Genomic DNA, 19277 nt, shown 5'->3' with positions numbered 1-19277 from the left:
AATCTATTTAGGCTGATTTAATGATTGTCTAATGACGTATGTGTTGTCTTTTTATTAACAAGATTGAATCAATGCGACATCAACAATTATTATGTATAGAAGAAATATACATAGAAGATTGTTTTTTTTCGATCGTTTGTCATGCGTAATATAGGCTCAGTTTGAGTCATAAAAATTCGCAATAATCTTGTTCATAAAAATAAGCATGACCTTAAAATTCACGTTGTATTTGATGAGTATTCATGATGGAAATAACTTTTAACGCTTTTTACACGCTCATTGCAGCGGTAATTGTTTTATTACTTGGTCGTTTCCTTGTAAATAATATCAACTTTCTAAAAAAATATAATATTCCAGAGCCAGTGGCTGGTGGTTTAGTTGCAGCAGTTGTGTCACTCATCGTTCACAACTTATGGGGCTATAACATTACAACGAGCTCAGTGCTTCAAACCAGTTTTATGTTGATTTTCTTTGCCTCTATTGGTTTAAGTGCCAATTTTGCCAAATTGAAAGAAGGCGGCATGGGGCTAGTGATATTCCTCATTTGCGTAGCCTCTTTCATCATTGTGCAAAACTTTGTGGGTATCAGTTTGGCAACCTTATTGGGTATCGATCCGCTCATTGGTTTAATCGCTGGTTCAATTACCCTCACTGGTGGACATGGTACTGCAGGTGCCTGGGGTGAAATTTTAGAAGTTCAACATGGTATTCAAGGTGCATTGGCGCTGGGTATGGCAAGTGCGACTTTCGGTTTGATTATCGGTGGTATTATCGGTGGTCCTTTAGCCAAATTACTCATCAATAAATATCAAATCAAAACACCAGGTGTTGCAAAAAATAATAATGAAAATACTGATTCTTCAAACGCTCTAAATGAACAAACTGAATTTGTTGCCTTTGAAAACCGTAATCAAGTTCGCTTAATTACAGCTGATAATGCCATTACCACTTTAGGTCTTTTTGCTGCATGTCTTGCATTTGCAGAATTTATGACGGGTTATAGCAAAGGAACTTGGTTTGAGTTACCGACATTTGTATGGGCGCTCGGCGGTGGTGTAATTCTACGTAATATTCTGGAAAGTGTGCTTAAAGTTAAAATTTTTGATCGTGCAATTGACGTGTTTGGTAATGCTTCACTTTCACTTTATTTAGCGATGGCTTTACTTTCACTTAAATTATGGCAATTGGCAGACCTTGCAGGTCCATTGGTTGTGATTTTGGGTGCGCAAACCTTAACCATGGCATTGTATGCAGCATTTGTGACTTTCCGTGTGATGGGTAAAAATTATGATGCTTCAGTACTTGCGGCAGGTCATTGTGGTTTTGGTATGGGAGCAACACCAACAGCGGTTGCCAATATGCAAGCCATTACCAATATGTATGGACCATCTCATAAAGCCTTTTTGATTGTTCCTTTATGTGGTGCATTTTTTGTCGATTTAATTAATGCGACAGTGATTCAGATGATTTTGAAATTCTTTATCTAACTTAAATCTAACTCGCATGAACTAAAAAAGCCCCAGTGAATATGGGGCTTTTTTTCAATCTGATTAATACTCTAAAGCGACTATCTTCGATAAAACCGCTGTATAAATGTTCATTCATTGATATTTTAAGTGTAAGTTAGCGTTTGTCATAAATATTTCATACAGTATTTCAAGTTTAAATATGATTTCATAGTGACTACTCATCATTACTTATATCCAATTTATGAATTGTTTAAAGACTTTCAGTTTACTGCTAAGCTTTACATTGGTTGCTTGTCAAAACATGCCTCTAAAAACTGAGCAGAATCAAGTTCGTACATTGAAAGATGCTTACTCTGAAATTGATTATGTTGCTTTTAAAAATAAACAAACTAAGAAACCTGTGGTGGCTTTGGTTTTGGGAAGTGGCGGTGCACGTGGATATGCGCATATTGGGGTTATTGAGGTCTTAGAGCAAAGAGGGATTAAACCTGATTTTATTGTTGGAACGAGTGCAGGTAGCATTGTTGGTTCTATTTATGCCAGTGGGAAATCTGCAGCGCAATTAAAACAAATCGCGTTAGATCTGCAGGTTAATGATGTTCGCGATATTAATATCGGTTTGCAAGGCTTCTTTGATGGCAAGAAAGTTGAAAATTATGTCAATACAAATGTGAATAATCTACCTCTTGAACAATTAGCAATCCCGATGTTTGTGGTGGCGACTGAACTCAAACAAGGGAATAAGGTGGTGTTTAACAAGGGCAGTACAGGTCAAGCTGTTCGCGCTTCTATTTCAATTCCAAGTATGTTTATACCTGTTAATATTGATGGTGTTGAATATGTCGATGGTGGCTTAGTTAGCCCTGTACCTGTGAACGTAGCAAGAGAGCTTGGAGCAGATATTGTCATTGCCGTAGATATTTTGGCGCAACCTATTCATACCGAAACCAGCAATGTATGGGGCATGTTTAATCAAAATATAAATATCATGCAGAATAGATTAGCCGCGGAAGAGTTGAAAAATGCAGATATTGTCATACAGCCTGATTTACGTGAAAAAGCACATATATTTGAGGTTAAAGGTCGCCAAGTGACGATTCAATCTGGAGTAACGGCTGCGATGGAACAAATTGATAAAATTCAAACTCTCGTTAAACAGATTCCGCAATTTGATAAAGTTCATTTTTCTGTTCAACATCAAGCACAAGACTAGTGAATGATTCAATCATTGCAGACTTTGGCTAATAAAAAATTAGCTTAGAAATTATTTTGTTTAGGAAGTCTAAAGCTTGAATGGGAATTTCTTCAATGATTTTAGGTTTTCTCAAAAGAAATGAATTCGAATTAGTCTGAATTGACTGATCAGTTGAAGTAGGAGCAAGGTTGAACTCATACTCTGAGCATTAATTTTAATTTAAATCAGATGGATGCATGGAGGAAGGCGTGCTCATTATTCTGACTTATTGAGTGTCTAATCAATGCTTAGATTGGTTATTGTTTTATAAATCATGCTGTTTAAAATGAATTAAGATCGCTTAATTAAACATTTTGTACTCAAAATAAAGTTATAATATGACCATAAAATCCTCTGCTGAATAATATTGAGTCCACAAGTTTATGTCTTCATTTGAACAAGTGTCACCACTTGCTGACGACCAGTCAGAATTAACGATGTCTGTATTAATGACCCCCGATATGGCGAATTTTTCAGGAAACGTGCATGGAGGGACGATTTTGAAACTACTCGATCAAGTCGCGTATGCATGTGCAAGTCGTTATTCGGGATCTTATGTTGTAACGTTATCTGTAGATAAAGTGAATTTCAAAGAGCCGATTCATGTTGGTGAATTGGTCACTTTTTTAGCCAGTGTAAACCATGTTGGCCGTACTTCGATGGAAATTGGCATCCGTGTTGAAGCACAAAATATTCAAAAAAGAACAGTGCGTCATACCAATAGTTGTTATTTCACGATGGTGGCTGTGGATGAGAATGGTAAACCGAAAGAGATTCCTTCTTTAAATTTGGATAATGAATGGAAGCGCTGTCGCTTTGAAGCTGCGGAACATCGCAAAGTGGCACGTTTAAATGAAAATCATCACCCTTCCTGTAGTATTTATAAAAAATCGACATAGATTAATGCCGATAAAAGACCTCTGCTTTAAGAGGTCTTTTTTATTCCAGTCAATTTAATTCAAAGAAGTGATTTGAGTGAATTAGGTGCTGATAAAACACTCTAGTTTAGACTGCGTATAAATATTTAAAAAATGATTAAAAAATAATAAATCTCTTGCATAAATCTTAAAATCAAAAGATCTTTATCAAGCCCCGTTCATAAATCAAAAAATAATGATTGAGTGGTAATAAATTGATCTATAAAAATTCCTTCTCGCTTTGGGAGAAGATTAGGATGAGGGAATACTCACGATGAGTGTGTGGTGTAAATAATGATTTTTGAAACAAGTTTAATAATTAAAAAATTATAATCATAAGAGCTCAATTCATGAAAAAATAGTCATATAAGACTCTAATCATTAAATTCTGGTCATTAAAAAAGGTAGAACATAGATTATGTTCTACCTTCGAAACTAAGCTCTTAAAGTTCAATTATCTTGAATTTTAACGATCTTAAAAATTAAGTCTTTTTAAAACCCAAATGACCTTAAAAGCTCAGTTTGCATGATTTGATCATCATTCTGGAGAAATGGAGCGATGATCAATCAAATTATTGCGCAGGTTGTACTGTAGGAGCAGTTGTGCTCTCATCAGCAGCTGCTTCAGTACCTGGTTGAACTGTAGTCGGCTGACCTGCAGCAGAAGTTTCAGAATTTACTGGTTGTTCCTGAGTAGAACTAATTACTGTTTGCTCTTTCTTCTCTTCTTTCGTTCCAGCAAAAGTTGAAAAAGCGGTAACTGCTAAAGTCGTTGCAAGTAAAGTTTTAACGATATTCATAAGTGGCATCCTTATTCATTTAATTGCGATCTATCTTTGTTTAAATATTCAATAAGCCAGATTTAAAATATTTAAATCTAAAATATTTAAAAAGAGTAAATCGATTCAGTTTTAAAATAATCTGAACGTGAGTAGCAATCTCAGCAATCAGATACAACGAGATTCATGCTAAAGGCAATCATTGCTTTGGGCAACTGAAACAACAAAGTGAAACAGGTTTCGTTACGCATAAAAACAATATGCAAATATATGTGCTTTTACTGTAATTAAAATCAAATTCAACAGCATTAAAATGTGTGAAAATATGTCAAAGTGGTTAAGGAGTGAGCATTATTTTTACTTAAGGTTAACAATATCGACTATTAATAAAGAAAAATATGATCCCTTTTTATTTATTTACTCAATTTAATATTATTTTTCCTGCTTTACTTTTAACAGAATAGAAAAAGACTTTTTATTTGTTGTGGTTCATTTTTAGTTAAATTTTAAATCAATGTATTGAGTAACAACGGCTTGCATGGATTGAGCGATGGCATGAATAATAAAAGCTAAAGCATGAATCGAAAATATCTTATTTTGAAAATGAATGTTGATACATCGTTATTTATTCAAAACATAAATATTGGCGATAGAATTAGCTTTCAAGTACATTGCTATGATTAAGATTATTTAAAGATAAACTATTCTGGCTTACACGTTACAACCTATAATTTTGAGAGATTGATTTGAAGATTGTCGCTACATCACCTGTCAAAACCCATATTATTTCTGGGTTCTTAGGTGCAGGTAAAACCACCCTATTAAAAGCATTATTAAGCCAAAAACCAGCAGGTGAAACTTGGGCTGTTTTAATGAATGAGTTCGGACAGATTGGTGTAGATCAACAATTGTTGACTCGATCTGAAGGATTTGAAATTAAAGAATTGCTTGGAGGATGTTTGTGCTGTAGTAGTCAATTGCCGATGCAAATCGCCTTGTCTCGTTTATTGGCTGAAGCAAAACCAGATCGACTTTTTATTGAGCCGACTGGTTTGGGTCATCCAGCTCAATTATTAGAACAACTGACAGAGCCACATTGGCAAAGCACCATTGCGATGCGTAGTTTAGTCACCGTTGTTGATGGCTCACGCTTACATGATGCAGAATGGTCTAAACAGAATTTATATGCAGATCAGCTGAAAGCAGCTCAGATTATTGTGGTATCACATATTGACCAGATGCAACTTGCCGATCAAGAGGCATTAAAAGTTTTGCAAGCTGAATATCAAGCTTATGCACAACTGTGGCTATTAGCTAATCAAGGCGACATTCGTATCGAACAAATTGATCAAGCATTTGTCGGAACAGCACGTAAAATTCAGCCCTTATTAAAATTACAACACGATCTAAAAGGCCATACCCAGCCTGAAATTAAGCAATTACCTTATCACTATGTCGAAACTGCACAAGGATATAGCGTTGCAGGGTGGAAGTTTCCGAAACGCTGGCAATTTGATTTTTTAGATTTACTCGATTTACTGTGTGAGCAGCAAGACTGGTTAAGAATTAAAGCAATTTTTAATACTAATCAAGGTTGGCAAACGTTTAATTTTAATCCACAGCAGTTTAACTACAGCGGTGGAGAGGAAAATATTGATAATCGAATTGAAATTATTTATCAGTCAGCGCATGACTGGCAAGATTTTGAAAGTCAGTTATTGGCTTGTCGCATAGATAAAGATCGCTAATTAAATTTAGTTGAGTTCAATTTTGATCTTGAGTATCAAGCTACTTTGAAGTTTTAACCACATTAAAATTGATTCATCAAAACATTTAGCTGGATATGCAATATCTTCGCCTTGACTTAATTTATCGTGATATCCATACCGACCGAAGTTGAAAATCGGGTATGCTATGCGGCAAATTTGAGGACATTTTCGATGGCGTTAAAAGCGACAATTTATAAGGCTGATTTAAATATTGCCAATATGGATGTGCATCAATATGCAGACTATCAGCTCACTATGGCACAGCATCCTTCTGAAACCATCGAGCGTTTGATGGTTCGTGTATTGGCTTATGCACGCTTTGCAGATGAGCGTTTAGAGTTTACGAAAGATTTATTTGAAACAGATGAGCCTGCACTTTGGCAAAAAGACTTAACAGGTCAGCTTGAGAAGTGGATTGAAGTGGGAAGTCCAGATGAAGATAAGGTCAAAAAAGCCAGCGCACGCTGTCGTGAAGTCGCTGTCGTAACCTATGGTTCAAGTGTGGATGAATGGTATAAACGCAATAGCAAACTTAAAACTTTAAAAAACATTCAAGTTTGGCAGTTAAGCGAAAAAACAACAGCTCAGATTCAAACATTGTGTCAACGGACCATGCAACTTCAATTAAATGTAATGGATGGTGAGTGGACATTGATTGGAGATACTGCCCAAGCTGAAATCGAATGGATTCAGCTGCAATAGAAATATGATTTTGAAGATGTGGTTTTGAAGATGTGGTTTTCAAAATGTAGTTTTAAAGTTGTAGATTTAACGATTGAATGATGTGGAGTTCGAGATGAGTGCTGAATTAGAAATTATTGACTTAAAAGTGGGTGAAGGTAAAGAAGCCGTTAAAGGTGCTTTAATCACGACACATTATACGGGTTGGCTTGAAGATGGCACCCAGTTTGACTCATCCATTGACCGCGGCAATTATTTTGAAACTGTGATCGGTACTGGTCGTGTCATTAAAGGTTGGGATCAAGGCATTATGGGCATGAAAGTGGGTGGTAAGCGGAAGCTGATCGTGCCATCACACTTGGCTTATGGTGAGCGTAAAATGGGTAAAGTTATTCCAGCGAATTCAAATCTAGTTTTTGAAATCGAATTGTTTGATGTTAAAACGCGTGACTAAAAGTTTGAACATTGAATGATGGTGTTAAGCACTATGAAAAGCTGATGAAAAGCCCTCAAGTCGAGGGCTTTTTCAATTTGTAGATTCTCAAAAATTATCATCGAAGAACTACTCAAAATGAGTGTTCAATAGAGAGGTATAATGAGAATTAAATTGTCAATTTAAACTTTTATCTGGATGTAAAATACATCTAAAAATCATGATCAATGATTAAAGAGTTTTGATTTTGAATAAAAAATAATGGAGGTCGTGCCATAAATATTGATCAAATTGCGATATTCTGAAACAAATATTCACAGAAAAAATACTGAATTAGTGTTTTAATGCCGAACTAAATTTATTTTTTTATAAATTTTTTCTCCATCTCCTTATGATCTTCAAATTTTAAAAGCCATTTAGTCTTTTGATATTGTTCAATATTTATAATGATAAGTTGTTTAATGCAACATACTTTTGAATATGGGCAGTAGCTAATTTCGCTTGTTTAAATGGCAACAGGTTTTACTATATGACATCTGGTATTATTTCATTCATCGCAATGATGACATTATCGTGTTTGAGTGTAGCTTATACATCAACCGCGTTGGCACAAGATAAACCCACTACTCAGTTGTCAAAAGCTTCTTTGGACAATTTGATCGTGTTGTCTTATCACGAAGTCGCATCAGAAAAAAATAGTCTAATTCCTGAGTTTGCTATTACAGAACAACAATTCAAATCACATTTAGATTGGTTAGTAAAAAATGGCTATCAATTTGTAGATGTGGATCAGGTTGTTGCTGCGCAGAAAGGTCTTAAAGCGCTGGCGAAAAAATCTGTTCTCCTTACATTTGATGATGGTTATGCCTCTTTTTATCACAATGTATTTCCGATCATCGAACAGCGTAAAATTCCAGTTTTAATTTCAGTCGTAGGCTCTTGGCTAGCTACGGAAAATAACGGCAAGATTCAGTTTGGAGATGCTTCTATTTCTCGAGATCAAATGCTGAGCTGGGAACAACTGCAATCTATGCAAAAAAGTGGTTGGGTTGAAGTCGGTAGTCATAGCTATGATTTACATCGCGGAATATTGGGCAATCCTCAAGGCAATACCCAACCTGCAGCGACCACACGTTTATATGAACCTAAAGCTAAGTCTTATGAAACAGACGCTAGTTATGTAAAACGTATTCAACAAGACATGCTTAAAAATACCCAGCTTTTAACGCAGCATGGGGTTAAGTCTCCACGTGTTATGGTTTGGCCTTATGGCAGTTATAATCAAAAAACAGTTGAACTTGCTCAACAAGCATGCATGCCGATTAGTTTAAGTTTGGATGACGTCAGCGGCAAAAAAAATACACACATGGGTGAGCTAGACCGTATTTTGATTCAAAGCTCAACTACTACCGCTGATTTGAAAAATGAAATCATCAGCCGTGAGCAACAATTGACTGACAATCATCGGGCACAAAAAGTGATGCATGTTGATTTGGATTATATTTATGATCCAGATCTTGTTCAGCAAGAACGTAATCTCAGTGCTTTATTAGATCGTATTCAAAAGATGAACGTGAATACTGTTTATTTACAGGCATTTTCTGATCCGGATGGAAATGGATCTGCAGATCTCGTGTATTTCCCGAATCGTTTTATTCCCATGCGCGCGGATTTATTTAATCGCGTGAGCTGGCAAATCCAGAAAAGAACTCAAGTGAGCCGTGTTTATGCATGGATGCCGGTATATGCCTGGGAATTACCAAAATCAAATCCAGTGTCTAAAGATATCGTGGTGACACAGCAAGCTGTTGATAGTAAGCATTTAAACATGGGTTATCACCGTTTAAGCCCATTTTCAGAAGCTGCCCAAAATGTGATTAAAGGTATTTATCAAGATCTGGCTAAGTCTGCTTCATTTAATGGTCTGATCTTTCATGATGATGCGACTCTGTCAGATTATGAAGATGCCAGTGTCGATGCATTAAAAGCGTATCGAAAAAATGGTCTTCCAGTTGATTTGGCTAAGATCCGTGCAGATGAGAAAGAATTACAACGCTGGACGGCATTCAAGACAGAGACTATCGATAAATTTGCGCTTGAACTGGCAGATGAAGTTCGTTATTACCAACCCTTTCTGATGACCGCACGCAATATGTACGCTCAAGTGGCTTTGTCGGCATATGCTGAAAACTGGTACTCACAGTCTTTAGAACGTTCATTAGAACATTATGACTTCACTGCAATTATGGCGATGCCGTATATGGAGCAAGTTGAAGATAAAGATCAGTTTTTTAAAGAATTGGTATCACGTGTAGAAAAATATCCAAATGGTATGAACAAAACCGTATTTGAGATTCAAGCTGTAGATTGGCGCAACAACCAACAAGTATCTTCTAAGGAAATGGCAGAGACATTTAAGTCGCTGTACCGTCAAGGGGTCTTACACGTCGGTTACTATCCAGATAATCCGATCGAAGATCATCCAAACCCACAAACATTGAAAGCTGTATTTGATACAAAACCTTCTGGTTTAATTCGCTAGGGCAGAAGATAAAACATGCAAACTTTCCAAAATCTTTGGCAGTGGGTTCTGAATTTTATTTTCTATTATCCCTTATTCATGTCTTATTTATGGATGATGGGAGCGCTGATTTTCTGTATTCGTGAGCGCAAAGAACCCGCATTTGATTTGCCGCCTGCGATGCTTGAGTATCCTTTGGTTGCAGTACTTATTCCTTGTTTTAATGAAGGGGACAATGCTGAAGAAACGATTGGTCAAGCGTTAAATTTAAACTATCCAAACTTCGAAGTGATTGCGATTAATGATGGAAGTTCAGATCATACTGGACATGTTCTTAATCGCATGGCGGAAAAGTATCCAAAGTTACGTGTGGTGCATTTGGCTGAAAACCAAGGCAAAGCGATGGCGCTTCAGGCCGGTAGCTTGGTCACTGAGGCTGAATACTTATTGGGAATCGATGGGGATGCATTATTAGATCCACATGCTGCACAGTGGATGATACGTCATTTTCAAAAAAATCCTAGCGTTGCTGCAGTAACGGGCAATCCACGGATCCGTAATCGTTCAACATTGTTGGGTCGAGTGCAAGTCGGCGAATTTTCGTCAATTATTGGAATGATTAAACGTGCACAACGCACATTTGGTCGGCTCTTTACAGTATCGGGTGCAGTGACCGCATTTCGCAAGACTGCTGTACATGAAGTGGGCTATTGGTCGCCAAATATGTTGACTGAAGATATTGATATTTCATGGAAATTGCAAAGAGCTGGCTGGGATATCGAGTTTGAACCGAATGCCATTGTTTGGGTCCTCATGCCTGAAACCATTAAAGGCTTGTGGACGCAAAGACTGCGCTGGGCGATGGGTGGCGCGCAGGTTTTAATGAAAAATATTGATGTTCTATTTAAGCCAAAGCTTAATTTTTTATGGCCTTTGCTACTGGAAATGAGTCTGACTTTAATTTGGTCATATTTGATGTTGACCATGGTGATTTTATGGGTGCTGAGTTGGGTATTGCCTGCAATAGGATTACCTGAAGTGAACTCACCATTTTTGCCGTATGGCACAGGAATTTTAATTGGGGCGACGTGTCTATTTCAATTTGCGATGAGCATGTGGATGGACAGTCGATATGAAAAGGGGCTCGCTAAAAACTATTTTTGGATGATTTGGTATCCATTTATTTTTTGGATCATTACTGTATCAGCCACGATAGTTGCTATGCCTAAAGTACTTTTAAGAAGCGATGAAAAACGTGCTCGTTGGATCAGTCCTGATCGCGGTGTACGTGAAGATAGCTAATTACTAAGATATGAGAAATATTGTGAACGCTCAATCTATCATTATTGATATTCGTCATCAATTGTCTTGGCAACAACGTTGTTTAAGCAATACCAGCACTGTTTTTTTGTGGGTGGCTTGGCTTCTACTCTGGCAACCACTTATGGTTTCTCTGGGAGTTCTTGATGAACACAATCATAACGTGGTTATTCAGATTGCAAACGTAATTTTAGGCGTACTTGAAAATGGTTTTGTGGCCATATTGGTGTGTGCATTGATGTTGTGGTTATGGAGTAATTTCATACCCGCACAATCTGTCAAATACACGCAAATAAAAGGTATAACAGACTATGCTAAAGCATTTGCAATTCCTGCAGATATCATTCATCGCTCTCGTCAAAACAAAGTCGTGACTGTACATCATGATGAATTCGGTCGAATTACACTGATTGATTGAGTAACGATATCGATTTGAGTTAAAACGAGTTGAATCGAATTAAGATGAGTTAGATGGAGATGACTAAAGTAAAGTCTCATCCCTTTATTCATCATGTGAAGATTAAGTATAGTCAGTAAACTGGAAATATGGATGTTATGGTTAAATTGAATTCTGCCGAAAGTATTCGTGGTTTGGCGTGTTTGGCAGTTGTATTTTCACACTTAAGTTTAAGTTTTTTTCCATTTCTACATCATTTTGATCAATCAGAAATCTCAAACTCTGCGTTGCAATCATTCTTTTATCATTCGCCTTTTGCATTCTGGTATTCAGGGACTGCTGCAGTTTTCTTATTTTTCGTGCTCAGTGGTTATGTACTGTCTTATGCAATTTTGAGAAAGCCTGATCTGGTCAAAGCCAAAATTCAAAGCATGTTGATTAAGCGCTATCCACGCTTGGCTATTCCAGCACTGGCATCATGCCTACTCATTTGGCTTATATTTCAAGTCATACAGATCGACAGTAGTCAAATCAGTAATTGGTTTCAAGCCTATGTCACCCAAGACATTAGTCTACAACATGCAATATATGAGGGAACAATAGGTTCATTCTTTTTTGCGGAGAGTGATACGAATTGGGTGTTGTGGACCATGCATATTGAACTGTTTGGCTCATTAGCACTGTTCTTACTATTGTATCTTTATCAGTTAAAGCGTTATTTATTTTTTATTGCTTCTATATTGCTGCCTGTATGCGCATTTTATTGGAAAGGCGAAGGGTTTTTATTGGGCATTTCGAGTTTTGTGATTGGGATTTATTTCTTCCTATACGCTAAAAAGTTAAGTTATCCTGTTGCCATCGTGATGTTTTTATTCGGATTATATTTGGCAGGCGCGCACAACGGTAGTTGGTCTTATCAATGGATTCATGCTTTTTTAGGTGAGCGTACCTATGAATATGGCAACTTCTTTGGCGGTGTATTGATTGTATATAGCATTCTGATGAGTCCAAAACTGTCGACTCAGTTTGATCACAGCGTGTTGGTCTGGTTAGGTAAATTATCCTTCTCTATCTACTTACTGCATTTGATTGTTTTATATGTGGTTGGACTACCTATTTTTAATTATTTGTTAAGTCTTGGCGTAGATTATGCAACATCAGCTGTGATCGCCTCTATTATTTTTATTGCTCTAACACTTTGTGCATCGGAATATTTTAGTCGATGGGTTGATCAATTTGCGATTAAGTTCAGCCAGCGCTTGGCTGCTAAAATTTTGGATTAATCCATTCTATACAGATGATCAGTCAGATTTTCAGTATTGGAAAATCTGACTTTTGTCTTGAATTATAAGCTTATCTAGCACGTATTGAGTTCTTTAGCGGAAGATCACCTACGTTGATCAGATTTAAGACGTTGATACTGAGTAAGCTACTTCCAAATGAATTATTTGGAATTAAAAGCGAGTATGCTGCAAGCATAAATGTTTTCTAAAAAACAACGATAATTGAATTAATTAAGTTTAATATTCAGAAAATATGATTGAAATCATGTCATTCAAATACTATTAGGGATAACTGTAAGCGATGTTTAAGTCATTTTTCCCCAATCCAAAATGGTTTTTTTCCTCTTTGGTTCTTTGGTTTGTAATAAATTTTTTGCTGTGGAATTTTGCTGGTGGTAAAGCGTGGGGCACAGTCTTGGGCTTTGCTCAAGGTTATGCTGATGCTGAACTTCCGATCGGTATTAGTCGTTTTTGGATGCCATCATTCATATGGTTTTATGTTTGGTTCTTTGTTGCCACAACCTTTTTTGCTTTATTTTGGAAATGGCGTTCAAATAATCAATGGCAAGCGTGGTCGGTTTGGGGTTCTGCATTTATTTTATTTAATATATGGTTTGCTGTGCAGGTTAACGTGGTTGTCAATGCCTGGTATAGCCCATTTTATGATTTAATTCAGAAAATGCTCAGTAATGGTGGTGGTGATGTGAACTTGCTATATAGCGGTTCAATGACCTTTTTATATGTAGCGATGGTCTATGTCACTATTGCAGTATTTAATCTTTTCTTTGTGAGCCATTATGTGTTCCGTTGGCGTACTGCAATGAATGATTACTACACTGCGTATTGGGAGCAGTTACGTCATATTGAAGGTGCATCGCAGCGTATTCAGGAAGACACCATGCGGTTTGCCAAAACAACAGAAACTTTGGGCGTAAGTTTTATTCAAGCTCTGATGACACTGATGGCATTTTTACCTGTGTTGTTTCAATTGTCTGTACATGTGAAGTCTTTACCCATAGTTGGGGAGATTTCGTATGCGCTCATGTGGGCGGCTATTAGCTGGGCGTTACTGGGTACGGTCGTACTGATGCTGGTGGGTTATAAACTGCCAGGGTTAGAGTTTAATAATCAGCGGGTGGAAGCAGCATACCGTAAAGAGTTAGTCTATGGTGAAGACCATCATGAACGAGCAGATCCACTGACATTAAAAGACTTATTTAGTAAAGTACGCTTAAATTATTTCCGTTTATATTTCCACTATGCATATTTCAATATAGTGAGAATTTGGTATATGCAACTCGACAACTTGTATGGCTTATTTGTGCTGTTTCCAAGTATTGCAGCGGGTACGATTACCTTGGGTCTGATGATGCAAATTGGCAATGTGTTCAATAAAGTTCGTGAGTCATTTCAGTATTTAATTGAGTCTTGGGCAACGATTATTGAATTGCTTAGTATATATAAACGTCTAAAAGCATTTGAATCGATTCTTGACGAATAAGCCAAATCTGAATTGAATTCTTGCTTCGATCTTGATTAGATTTTTTTTTAGATTCTTATTGGCAGATCTCAATTTAAAACCCGCATTTCGCGGGTTTTTTTATATCTCATCTTCACGAGGATTAAAGAAACAATGCGCCTCCAATTGCCCCAAAAGCCATGACCCAAAGTGGATGAATTTTTTTGAACATACTGAGTACGGTCGCGATACAAACAATGCCGATTAAGAATGGGCTCTGTGCGGATGTGCCTGCAATAATCCAAGCACTGACCAGAACTAAACTGACTGTGATCGGTTTCAGTGCTTTTTCAAATAAATCTCGACGTGGATTGTCTTTGAAGTTATGCCAAAATTTGAGTGCAAAAATTGTAATAATCGAAGAAGGACCAAACTTGGCTAAAGAGGTAATCAGCAGTCCTGCTGGTCCTGCAACATGCCACCCTACCAGAGGAACAATCATCATGTTGGGGCCTGGCGCTGCTTGTGCCATGGCAAACATCGCACTAAATTCCGTTGCTGTTAACCATTGATGAACGCTAACAACCTGATGTTGCATTTCAGGTAAAATCGCATTGCCACCGCCAAAAGCCAATAAAGAAAGCTGCGTAAATACAATCGCTAAAGTGAGTAAAATGATCATTATTTTTGAGCTCCTTTTACTTTATTTAAACTTAATGCGGAGATATTCATACTCACTAAAATGACCAAGGTCAGCACTAAAGGAAGTTTGATGACCAACATGAAGATAATTGTCAGTGCGAGTGTGATCAGGGTTAAATAATTTTTGAAAATTGGGCGTAGCATTTTTAGGCCCATGGCAAATAACAAACCGGCTGCTGCTGCGGCTAAACCTTCAATCATGTGTTGAATGGTTGGATACGATTGGAATTGGGTATAAAGCTGATAAATCATAATCACGATAATGGTCGGTGCAGTGATTAAACCAATCACAGAACTGACCGCGCCTTTCATCCCATGAAATTCGTAGCCGATTGCGACGGCCATATTAATGATATTTCCACCCGGTAATAATTGGCAAATGCCTAATAAATTATTGAATGTTTCTGAGTCCAACCACTTTTGATCATCCACAATCATGCGATGTGCTAAAGGAAGTACACCACCAAAGCCCATCAGTCCTAATTTCATAAAGCCAATAAACAATGCTTGATTCGAAGGTTGCGAAGTGTTGCTTTCTTGTGTGAGGGGGAGAACTTCAGCAGTCATAATTAGCACTCATTCTTGGGATGAGCTGATTATGCGCTTGTCATGATATGTTGAAAAATGCTAATTTTGATCATAAACATACTTAAAAAGTATACATCTAGAGGCAATCATGATTGATATTCATAAGCTCAAGGCATTTGTCGCTGTAGTTGAAGAAAGCAATATCTCACGCGCTGCTGTACGTTTACATATGCAGCAGCCGCCATTAACACGCATTATTAAACATTTAGAAGATGAACTCGGTACGTTATTGCTTAAACGCTTACCGCGTGGTGTCGAGGCGACCGAAGCGGGTCAGGCACTGTATCAAGAAGCCCTTACTATCTTGGCACATGCAGATGCGATTCCTCGTCGAGTACAAAATATTGCCCGAGGTTTAGAGGGGCAGATTAATATTGGATTTACCAATTCTGTGGGTTTGCATTCTTTTTTACCGCGATTATTGCGTAATTTTCGTGAAGCCTTTCCCGCGGTGTCGATCAATCTTAATGAAGACGGTAGCAATAGCTTAATTGACTCAGTCATTAATGAAAAAAATGATATCGTTTTTTTACGAAAACCAGCACCGATTGGACTAGGTTTGATCAGGTTGCATGTCTTAGATGAGCCTTTAATCGTCGCTTTACCGAATAATCATGCTTTGGCGGATGCAGAGGGTGAATTACATTTATTAGATTTAGAAGGCTATGATTTTGTATTGTATCGACGCTTAGCAGGTCAGGATTTATTTGATAGCATTTTGGCCAGTTGTTATCAAGCAGGTTTTAGCCCGAAGATTGTTCAAGAAGCCCCACGTTTGACCTCAAGTTTAAATTTGATTGCAGCAGGGATTGGCTTATCGATTGTACCTGAGGCGATTCGAGATTTTTGGAATAAGCAAATAGTCTATAAAACCTTAAGGGCAGATCCACCCTGCGTTGCACCAATTTATGCGGTCTACAAAAATGGTGCTGATCATGCGCGATTGAAATATTTATTGGAATGCTTAAAGCAGCCAGAATTTATTTCCTAAAAATTTTGGCCTATTTGTTTAAAAAGTATTGGATACTTTAGTCGCGTGCCAGCTTCGATTGCTATGTATAACATTGAGCTGTGTAGCAGATTTTGCGATATGTTCTGTGCAAGAAGTGAAAACAATTAAAGTTGAATTTAAGCACCAATTTTTAAAAGAGGAAATGTAAGCATCAAAAATATATAAGGTTTTTTAATATTGATGAAATATTGATCTTATACAGTTTGTTCCGCGAATAGGAGCATATAATGAAAAAATTGGGTCAAACATTAATTTTAACCATCTCCGTATCAGCATTACTCGGATGTAATAGCGATTCGCCTGACCAGGTAATGATACCTACAACACCAACAGAAGATGTAGGACAACCAGAAAAGCCAACACAACCAGAAAAACCAGTACCGACGATTTCGTTGAGCACATATACCCCTGGAACCACAGAGGGTGGATCATCTGATGCCTCTACAGCGGTTGCTTTAGATGATAATTTCATCATAGTGGCTGATGATGAAGCCAATATTTTACGTGTCTATCCTAAAAATGGTGGTGCTGCGGTTGCTTCTTGGAATTTTGAAGAAAACGGTCCAATGTTTAAAAAAGAACTCGATATAGAAGCAAGTGCATTACTTGCAGACAATATCGTGGTCTTTACAGGCTCACATGGTAATAAGAAAGATGGGGACGACGCAATGGCAGAGCGCAGCCACATGTTTAGTGTGAAAATAACGGGGACAGGAAAAGACACAAAATTTGAATATTTGGGTAAATATTCAGATTTAGAAAGTAATTTGACTGAATGGGATCGTTCAAATCAACATGGTTTGGGTAAAGATCATTTTGGTTTAGTGCAATCTGCAGCAGATGGAAGTGTGCCTGAACGCACCCATGGTTTTGCCATTGAAGGGATGACAGCGACTCATGATGAATCTGCATTATTACTGGGTTTCCGAGCACCGCAACTAGACACAGGTACACGTGCAAAAGCACTCATTATTCCAGTGACCAATTATGCACAACTCTTAAAAGGTACTGCTACATCAGCAACTTTTGGAAAAGCGATTGAGTTGAATTTAGGAGGGCGAGGTGTTCGCTCAATTTCAAAACATCTGAATAATGAGTATTTAATCGTTGCTGGGCCGGCTTTGGCCAACCGAAATGAAATTAAAGAAGCTTTTGCACTATATCTTTGGGATGGGAATCCAGACTCACCTGCACGTGAACTGAATCATTCATTAGAACAAATGCGTATAGACTCTAAGGGCAGTATCGAAACCATCGTTGAACGATATATCCCAAGTGCAGACGTACAATTGCTGCTTGATAATGGCGATAGTATTTGGCCAGACCAAACCGCTATTTCAAAGGGTCTAGAGGATAAAGACCAGCGTTTCCAAGGTGGATTTGTCACGATTTCTGACACTAAAAATGATGTTATTGCGCCATCTTTGGTGAAAATCAGTCCTGAAAAAAATGTCATGGGTGTGAATACCGACACTACGATTCAATTGTGGTTTGATGAAGGTGTTCAACTCAGTACAGGTGACTTTAAAATTTATAAAGGGGATACGTTGGTAGAAACGATTGCCGCAAATTCGCCTCAAGTCACACTCGACTTTAACCGCATTACCATAACACCAAAACAAAAGTTGGATTATGAAACGAATTATCGTGTCGAAATGGGTGCGATGATTCAAGATCATCAAGCCAATAAAGTACCTGCGGGCGAAATGACCCAATTTAAAACTGCGGGCCAACCAACGCCGTTGAAAGCAGGGGATTTATACTTTATGGGTGGTAATGCTGAAGCGCCAGATGCAATTGCATTTATACTGATGAAAGATGTCGATGGCGGTACGGAAATTTACTTCTCAGATCGTGATTATTCAATCAAGGAAGAGAAATTTTGGAAACGTGATAAAAATGGTGGTGGTGAACCAGCAACCAATGAAGGCGTATTCCGTTGGACAGCTGATCGTTTTATTAAAGCAGGCTCAATTATTACGATACAAACTGATACTGAAGCAAGCCCAATTGCTAATATTGGACAGGTTTTAGGTACACCTTCTGGTATTGGTAAAGAAGAAACAATGTTCGCCATGATTGGGACAGAAGTTGCTGACTTACAGGATGGTTCTGCTGGCCTAATTACCAAAAATGGTCAGTTCTTAGCATCCATTACTTTAGGTGGAGTAACGGACAATGATATCCCAGCAGAAATTGTAAACTACAGTATGAAGTTTCTGCCCGAGGGTAAAGCAGACCAAACCAATGCCATTTTTGACACAGCGAAGTGTGGTTTTGATCGAACAAATTTAGCGACATTTGCGTCGAATATTAAAGATCAAAGCTGTTGGAAACTCAGCTTTAAATCTGCAGGAGCAGCAGGTTGGCCTTTAATTGAAGAGAATAGCTTATTTAAAAATGCAGTGATTCGTTAAAGTTTGATGCTATAAAGTTTGATTGGTTAAGGTTTGATTGATAATGCTAAGACTGGGTGCAACTTGATTTTATAAAGCGTCCAGTCGAAATGGCAATTATTGAATCATATAAACGAGTGAAGCCTTTTTTCAATATCCAAAGTTTCAATAGTTGCAATTGTTCAAGTAAAGATGGAGCACAATGCTCCATCTTTTTTTAATTTGAACATTAATATCGCAGGGATTAAGAAGAAACGATTACACAGTCATACAGGTCTAAATTTGAACTTTGTGCTAAAAGTAGAAAAATATATCGA

General features: G+C 37.6%; 16 protein-coding genes. 13 read left to right on the top strand and 3 right to left on the bottom strand.

Features of this window, described 5'->3' with window-relative positions; all coding sequences use genetic code 11:
• Window positions 1–245: 245 nt before the first annotated feature.
• The 3 genes from gltS (at window position 246) to V5M36_RS11570 (ending at window position 3602) form a co-directional block, all read left to right on the top strand.
• On the top strand, window positions 246–1487 hold the full coding sequence (gene gltS / locus V5M36_RS11580) for a sodium/glutamate symporter (protein ID WP_338564182.1): 1242 nt from the start codon (window positions 246–248) through the stop codon (window positions 1485–1487).
• Window positions 1488–1710: 223 nt separating this feature from the next.
• Window positions 1711–2682 (top strand): patatin-like phospholipase family protein, encoded by a 972-nt coding sequence (locus V5M36_RS11575; protein ID WP_338559150.1) that lies wholly within the window; start codon window positions 1711–1713, stop codon window positions 2680–2682.
• Window positions 2683–3086: 404 nt separating this feature from the next.
• On the top strand, window positions 3087–3602 hold the full coding sequence (locus V5M36_RS11570) for an acyl-CoA thioesterase (protein ID WP_338559147.1): 516 nt from the start codon (window positions 3087–3089) through the stop codon (window positions 3600–3602).
• 590 nt (window positions 3603–4192) lie between these two features.
• On the opposite strand, the gene V5M36_RS11565 is transcribed toward V5M36_RS11570, so the two are convergent.
• Window positions 4193–4420 carry a hypothetical protein gene (locus V5M36_RS11565; protein ID WP_338559145.1) on the bottom strand — a complete coding sequence of 76 codons (228 nt, stop codon included), beginning with the start codon at window positions 4418–4420 and terminating at the stop codon, window positions 4193–4195.
• A 725-nt stretch (window positions 4421–5145) separates the two neighbouring features.
• Here V5M36_RS11565 and V5M36_RS11560 point away from each other — a divergent pair.
• The 8 genes from V5M36_RS11560 (at window position 5146) to sbmA (ending at window position 14304) form a co-directional block, all read left to right on the top strand.
• The gene (locus V5M36_RS11560; protein WP_338559143.1) at window positions 5146–6147 is read left to right on the top strand and encodes a CobW family GTP-binding protein; all 1002 of its coding nucleotides are present in this window, start codon (window positions 5146–5148) and stop codon (window positions 6145–6147) included.
• Window positions 6148–6339: 192 nt separating this feature from the next.
• Entirely contained in the window at window positions 6340–6870 is a 531-nt protein-coding gene (locus V5M36_RS11555) for a YaeQ family protein (protein ID WP_338559141.1), read from the top strand.
• 94 nt (window positions 6871–6964) lie between these two features.
• A complete protein-coding gene (locus tag V5M36_RS11550) occupies window positions 6965–7303 on the top strand; it encodes an FKBP-type peptidyl-prolyl cis-trans isomerase (protein ID WP_338559139.1) in 339 nt (112 codons plus the stop codon).
• Between the two features lie 508 nt (window positions 7304–7811).
• On the top strand, window positions 7812–9824 hold the full coding sequence (gene pgaB / locus V5M36_RS11545; protein WP_338559137.1) for a poly-beta-1,6-N-acetyl-D-glucosamine N-deacetylase PgaB: 2013 nt from the start codon (window positions 7812–7814) through the stop codon (window positions 9822–9824).
• Between the two features lie 15 nt (window positions 9825–9839).
• On the top strand, window positions 9840–11105 hold the full coding sequence (gene pgaC / locus V5M36_RS11540) for a poly-beta-1,6-N-acetyl-D-glucosamine synthase (protein WP_338559135.1): 1266 nt from the start codon (window positions 9840–9842) through the stop codon (window positions 11103–11105).
• A 22-nt stretch (window positions 11106–11127) separates the two neighbouring features.
• Window positions 11128–11541 carry a poly-beta-1,6-N-acetyl-D-glucosamine biosynthesis protein PgaD gene (gene pgaD / locus V5M36_RS11535; RefSeq protein ID WP_338559132.1) on the top strand — a complete coding sequence of 138 codons (414 nt, stop codon included), beginning with the start codon at window positions 11128–11130 and terminating at the stop codon, window positions 11539–11541.
• Between the two features lie 128 nt (window positions 11542–11669).
• Window positions 11670–12803 (top strand): acyltransferase family protein, encoded by a 1134-nt coding sequence (locus V5M36_RS11530; RefSeq protein ID WP_338559130.1) that lies wholly within the window; start codon window positions 11670–11672, stop codon window positions 12801–12803.
• A gap of 301 nt (window positions 12804–13104) precedes the next feature.
• On the top strand, window positions 13105–14304 hold the full coding sequence (sbmA, locus tag V5M36_RS11525) for a peptide antibiotic transporter SbmA (RefSeq protein WP_338559128.1): 1200 nt from the start codon (window positions 13105–13107) through the stop codon (window positions 14302–14304).
• 121 nt (window positions 14305–14425) lie between these two features.
• Here the strand turns inward: sbmA and V5M36_RS11520 are convergent, their stop codons facing one another.
• Window positions 14426–14941: a chromate transporter gene (locus tag V5M36_RS11520; RefSeq protein WP_338564180.1), complete on the bottom strand. Its 516-nt coding sequence runs from the start codon at window positions 14939–14941 to the stop codon at window positions 14426–14428.
• Between the two features lie 2 nt (window positions 14942–14943).
• Window positions 14944–15531 carry a chromate transporter gene (locus V5M36_RS11515; protein WP_338559125.1) on the bottom strand — a complete coding sequence of 196 codons (588 nt, stop codon included), beginning with the start codon at window positions 15529–15531 and terminating at the stop codon, window positions 14944–14946.
• A gap of 109 nt (window positions 15532–15640) precedes the next feature.
• On the opposite strand from V5M36_RS11515, the gene V5M36_RS11510 reads away from it, so the two are divergent.
• Together V5M36_RS11510 and V5M36_RS11505 are read left to right on the top strand one after the other, a co-directional pair.
• Window positions 15641–16543, top strand: coding sequence for a LysR family transcriptional regulator (locus tag V5M36_RS11510; protein ID WP_338559123.1), 903 nt, complete (start codon window positions 15641–15643; stop codon window positions 16541–16543).
• A gap of 248 nt (window positions 16544–16791) precedes the next feature.
• Entirely contained in the window at window positions 16792–18981 is a 2190-nt protein-coding gene (locus tag V5M36_RS11505; RefSeq protein WP_338559121.1) for an Ig-like domain-containing protein, read from the top strand.
• Window positions 18982–19277 lie beyond the last annotated feature (296 nt).

The sequence above is a fragment of the Acinetobacter sp. KS-LM10 genome, from assembly GCF_036896575.1.
GTDB lineage: Bacteria > Pseudomonadota > Gammaproteobacteria > Pseudomonadales > Moraxellaceae > Acinetobacter > Acinetobacter avistercoris.
Note: the sequence above shows the minus strand (reverse complement) of the source record. Positions and strands in the feature narration are given on the sequence as shown.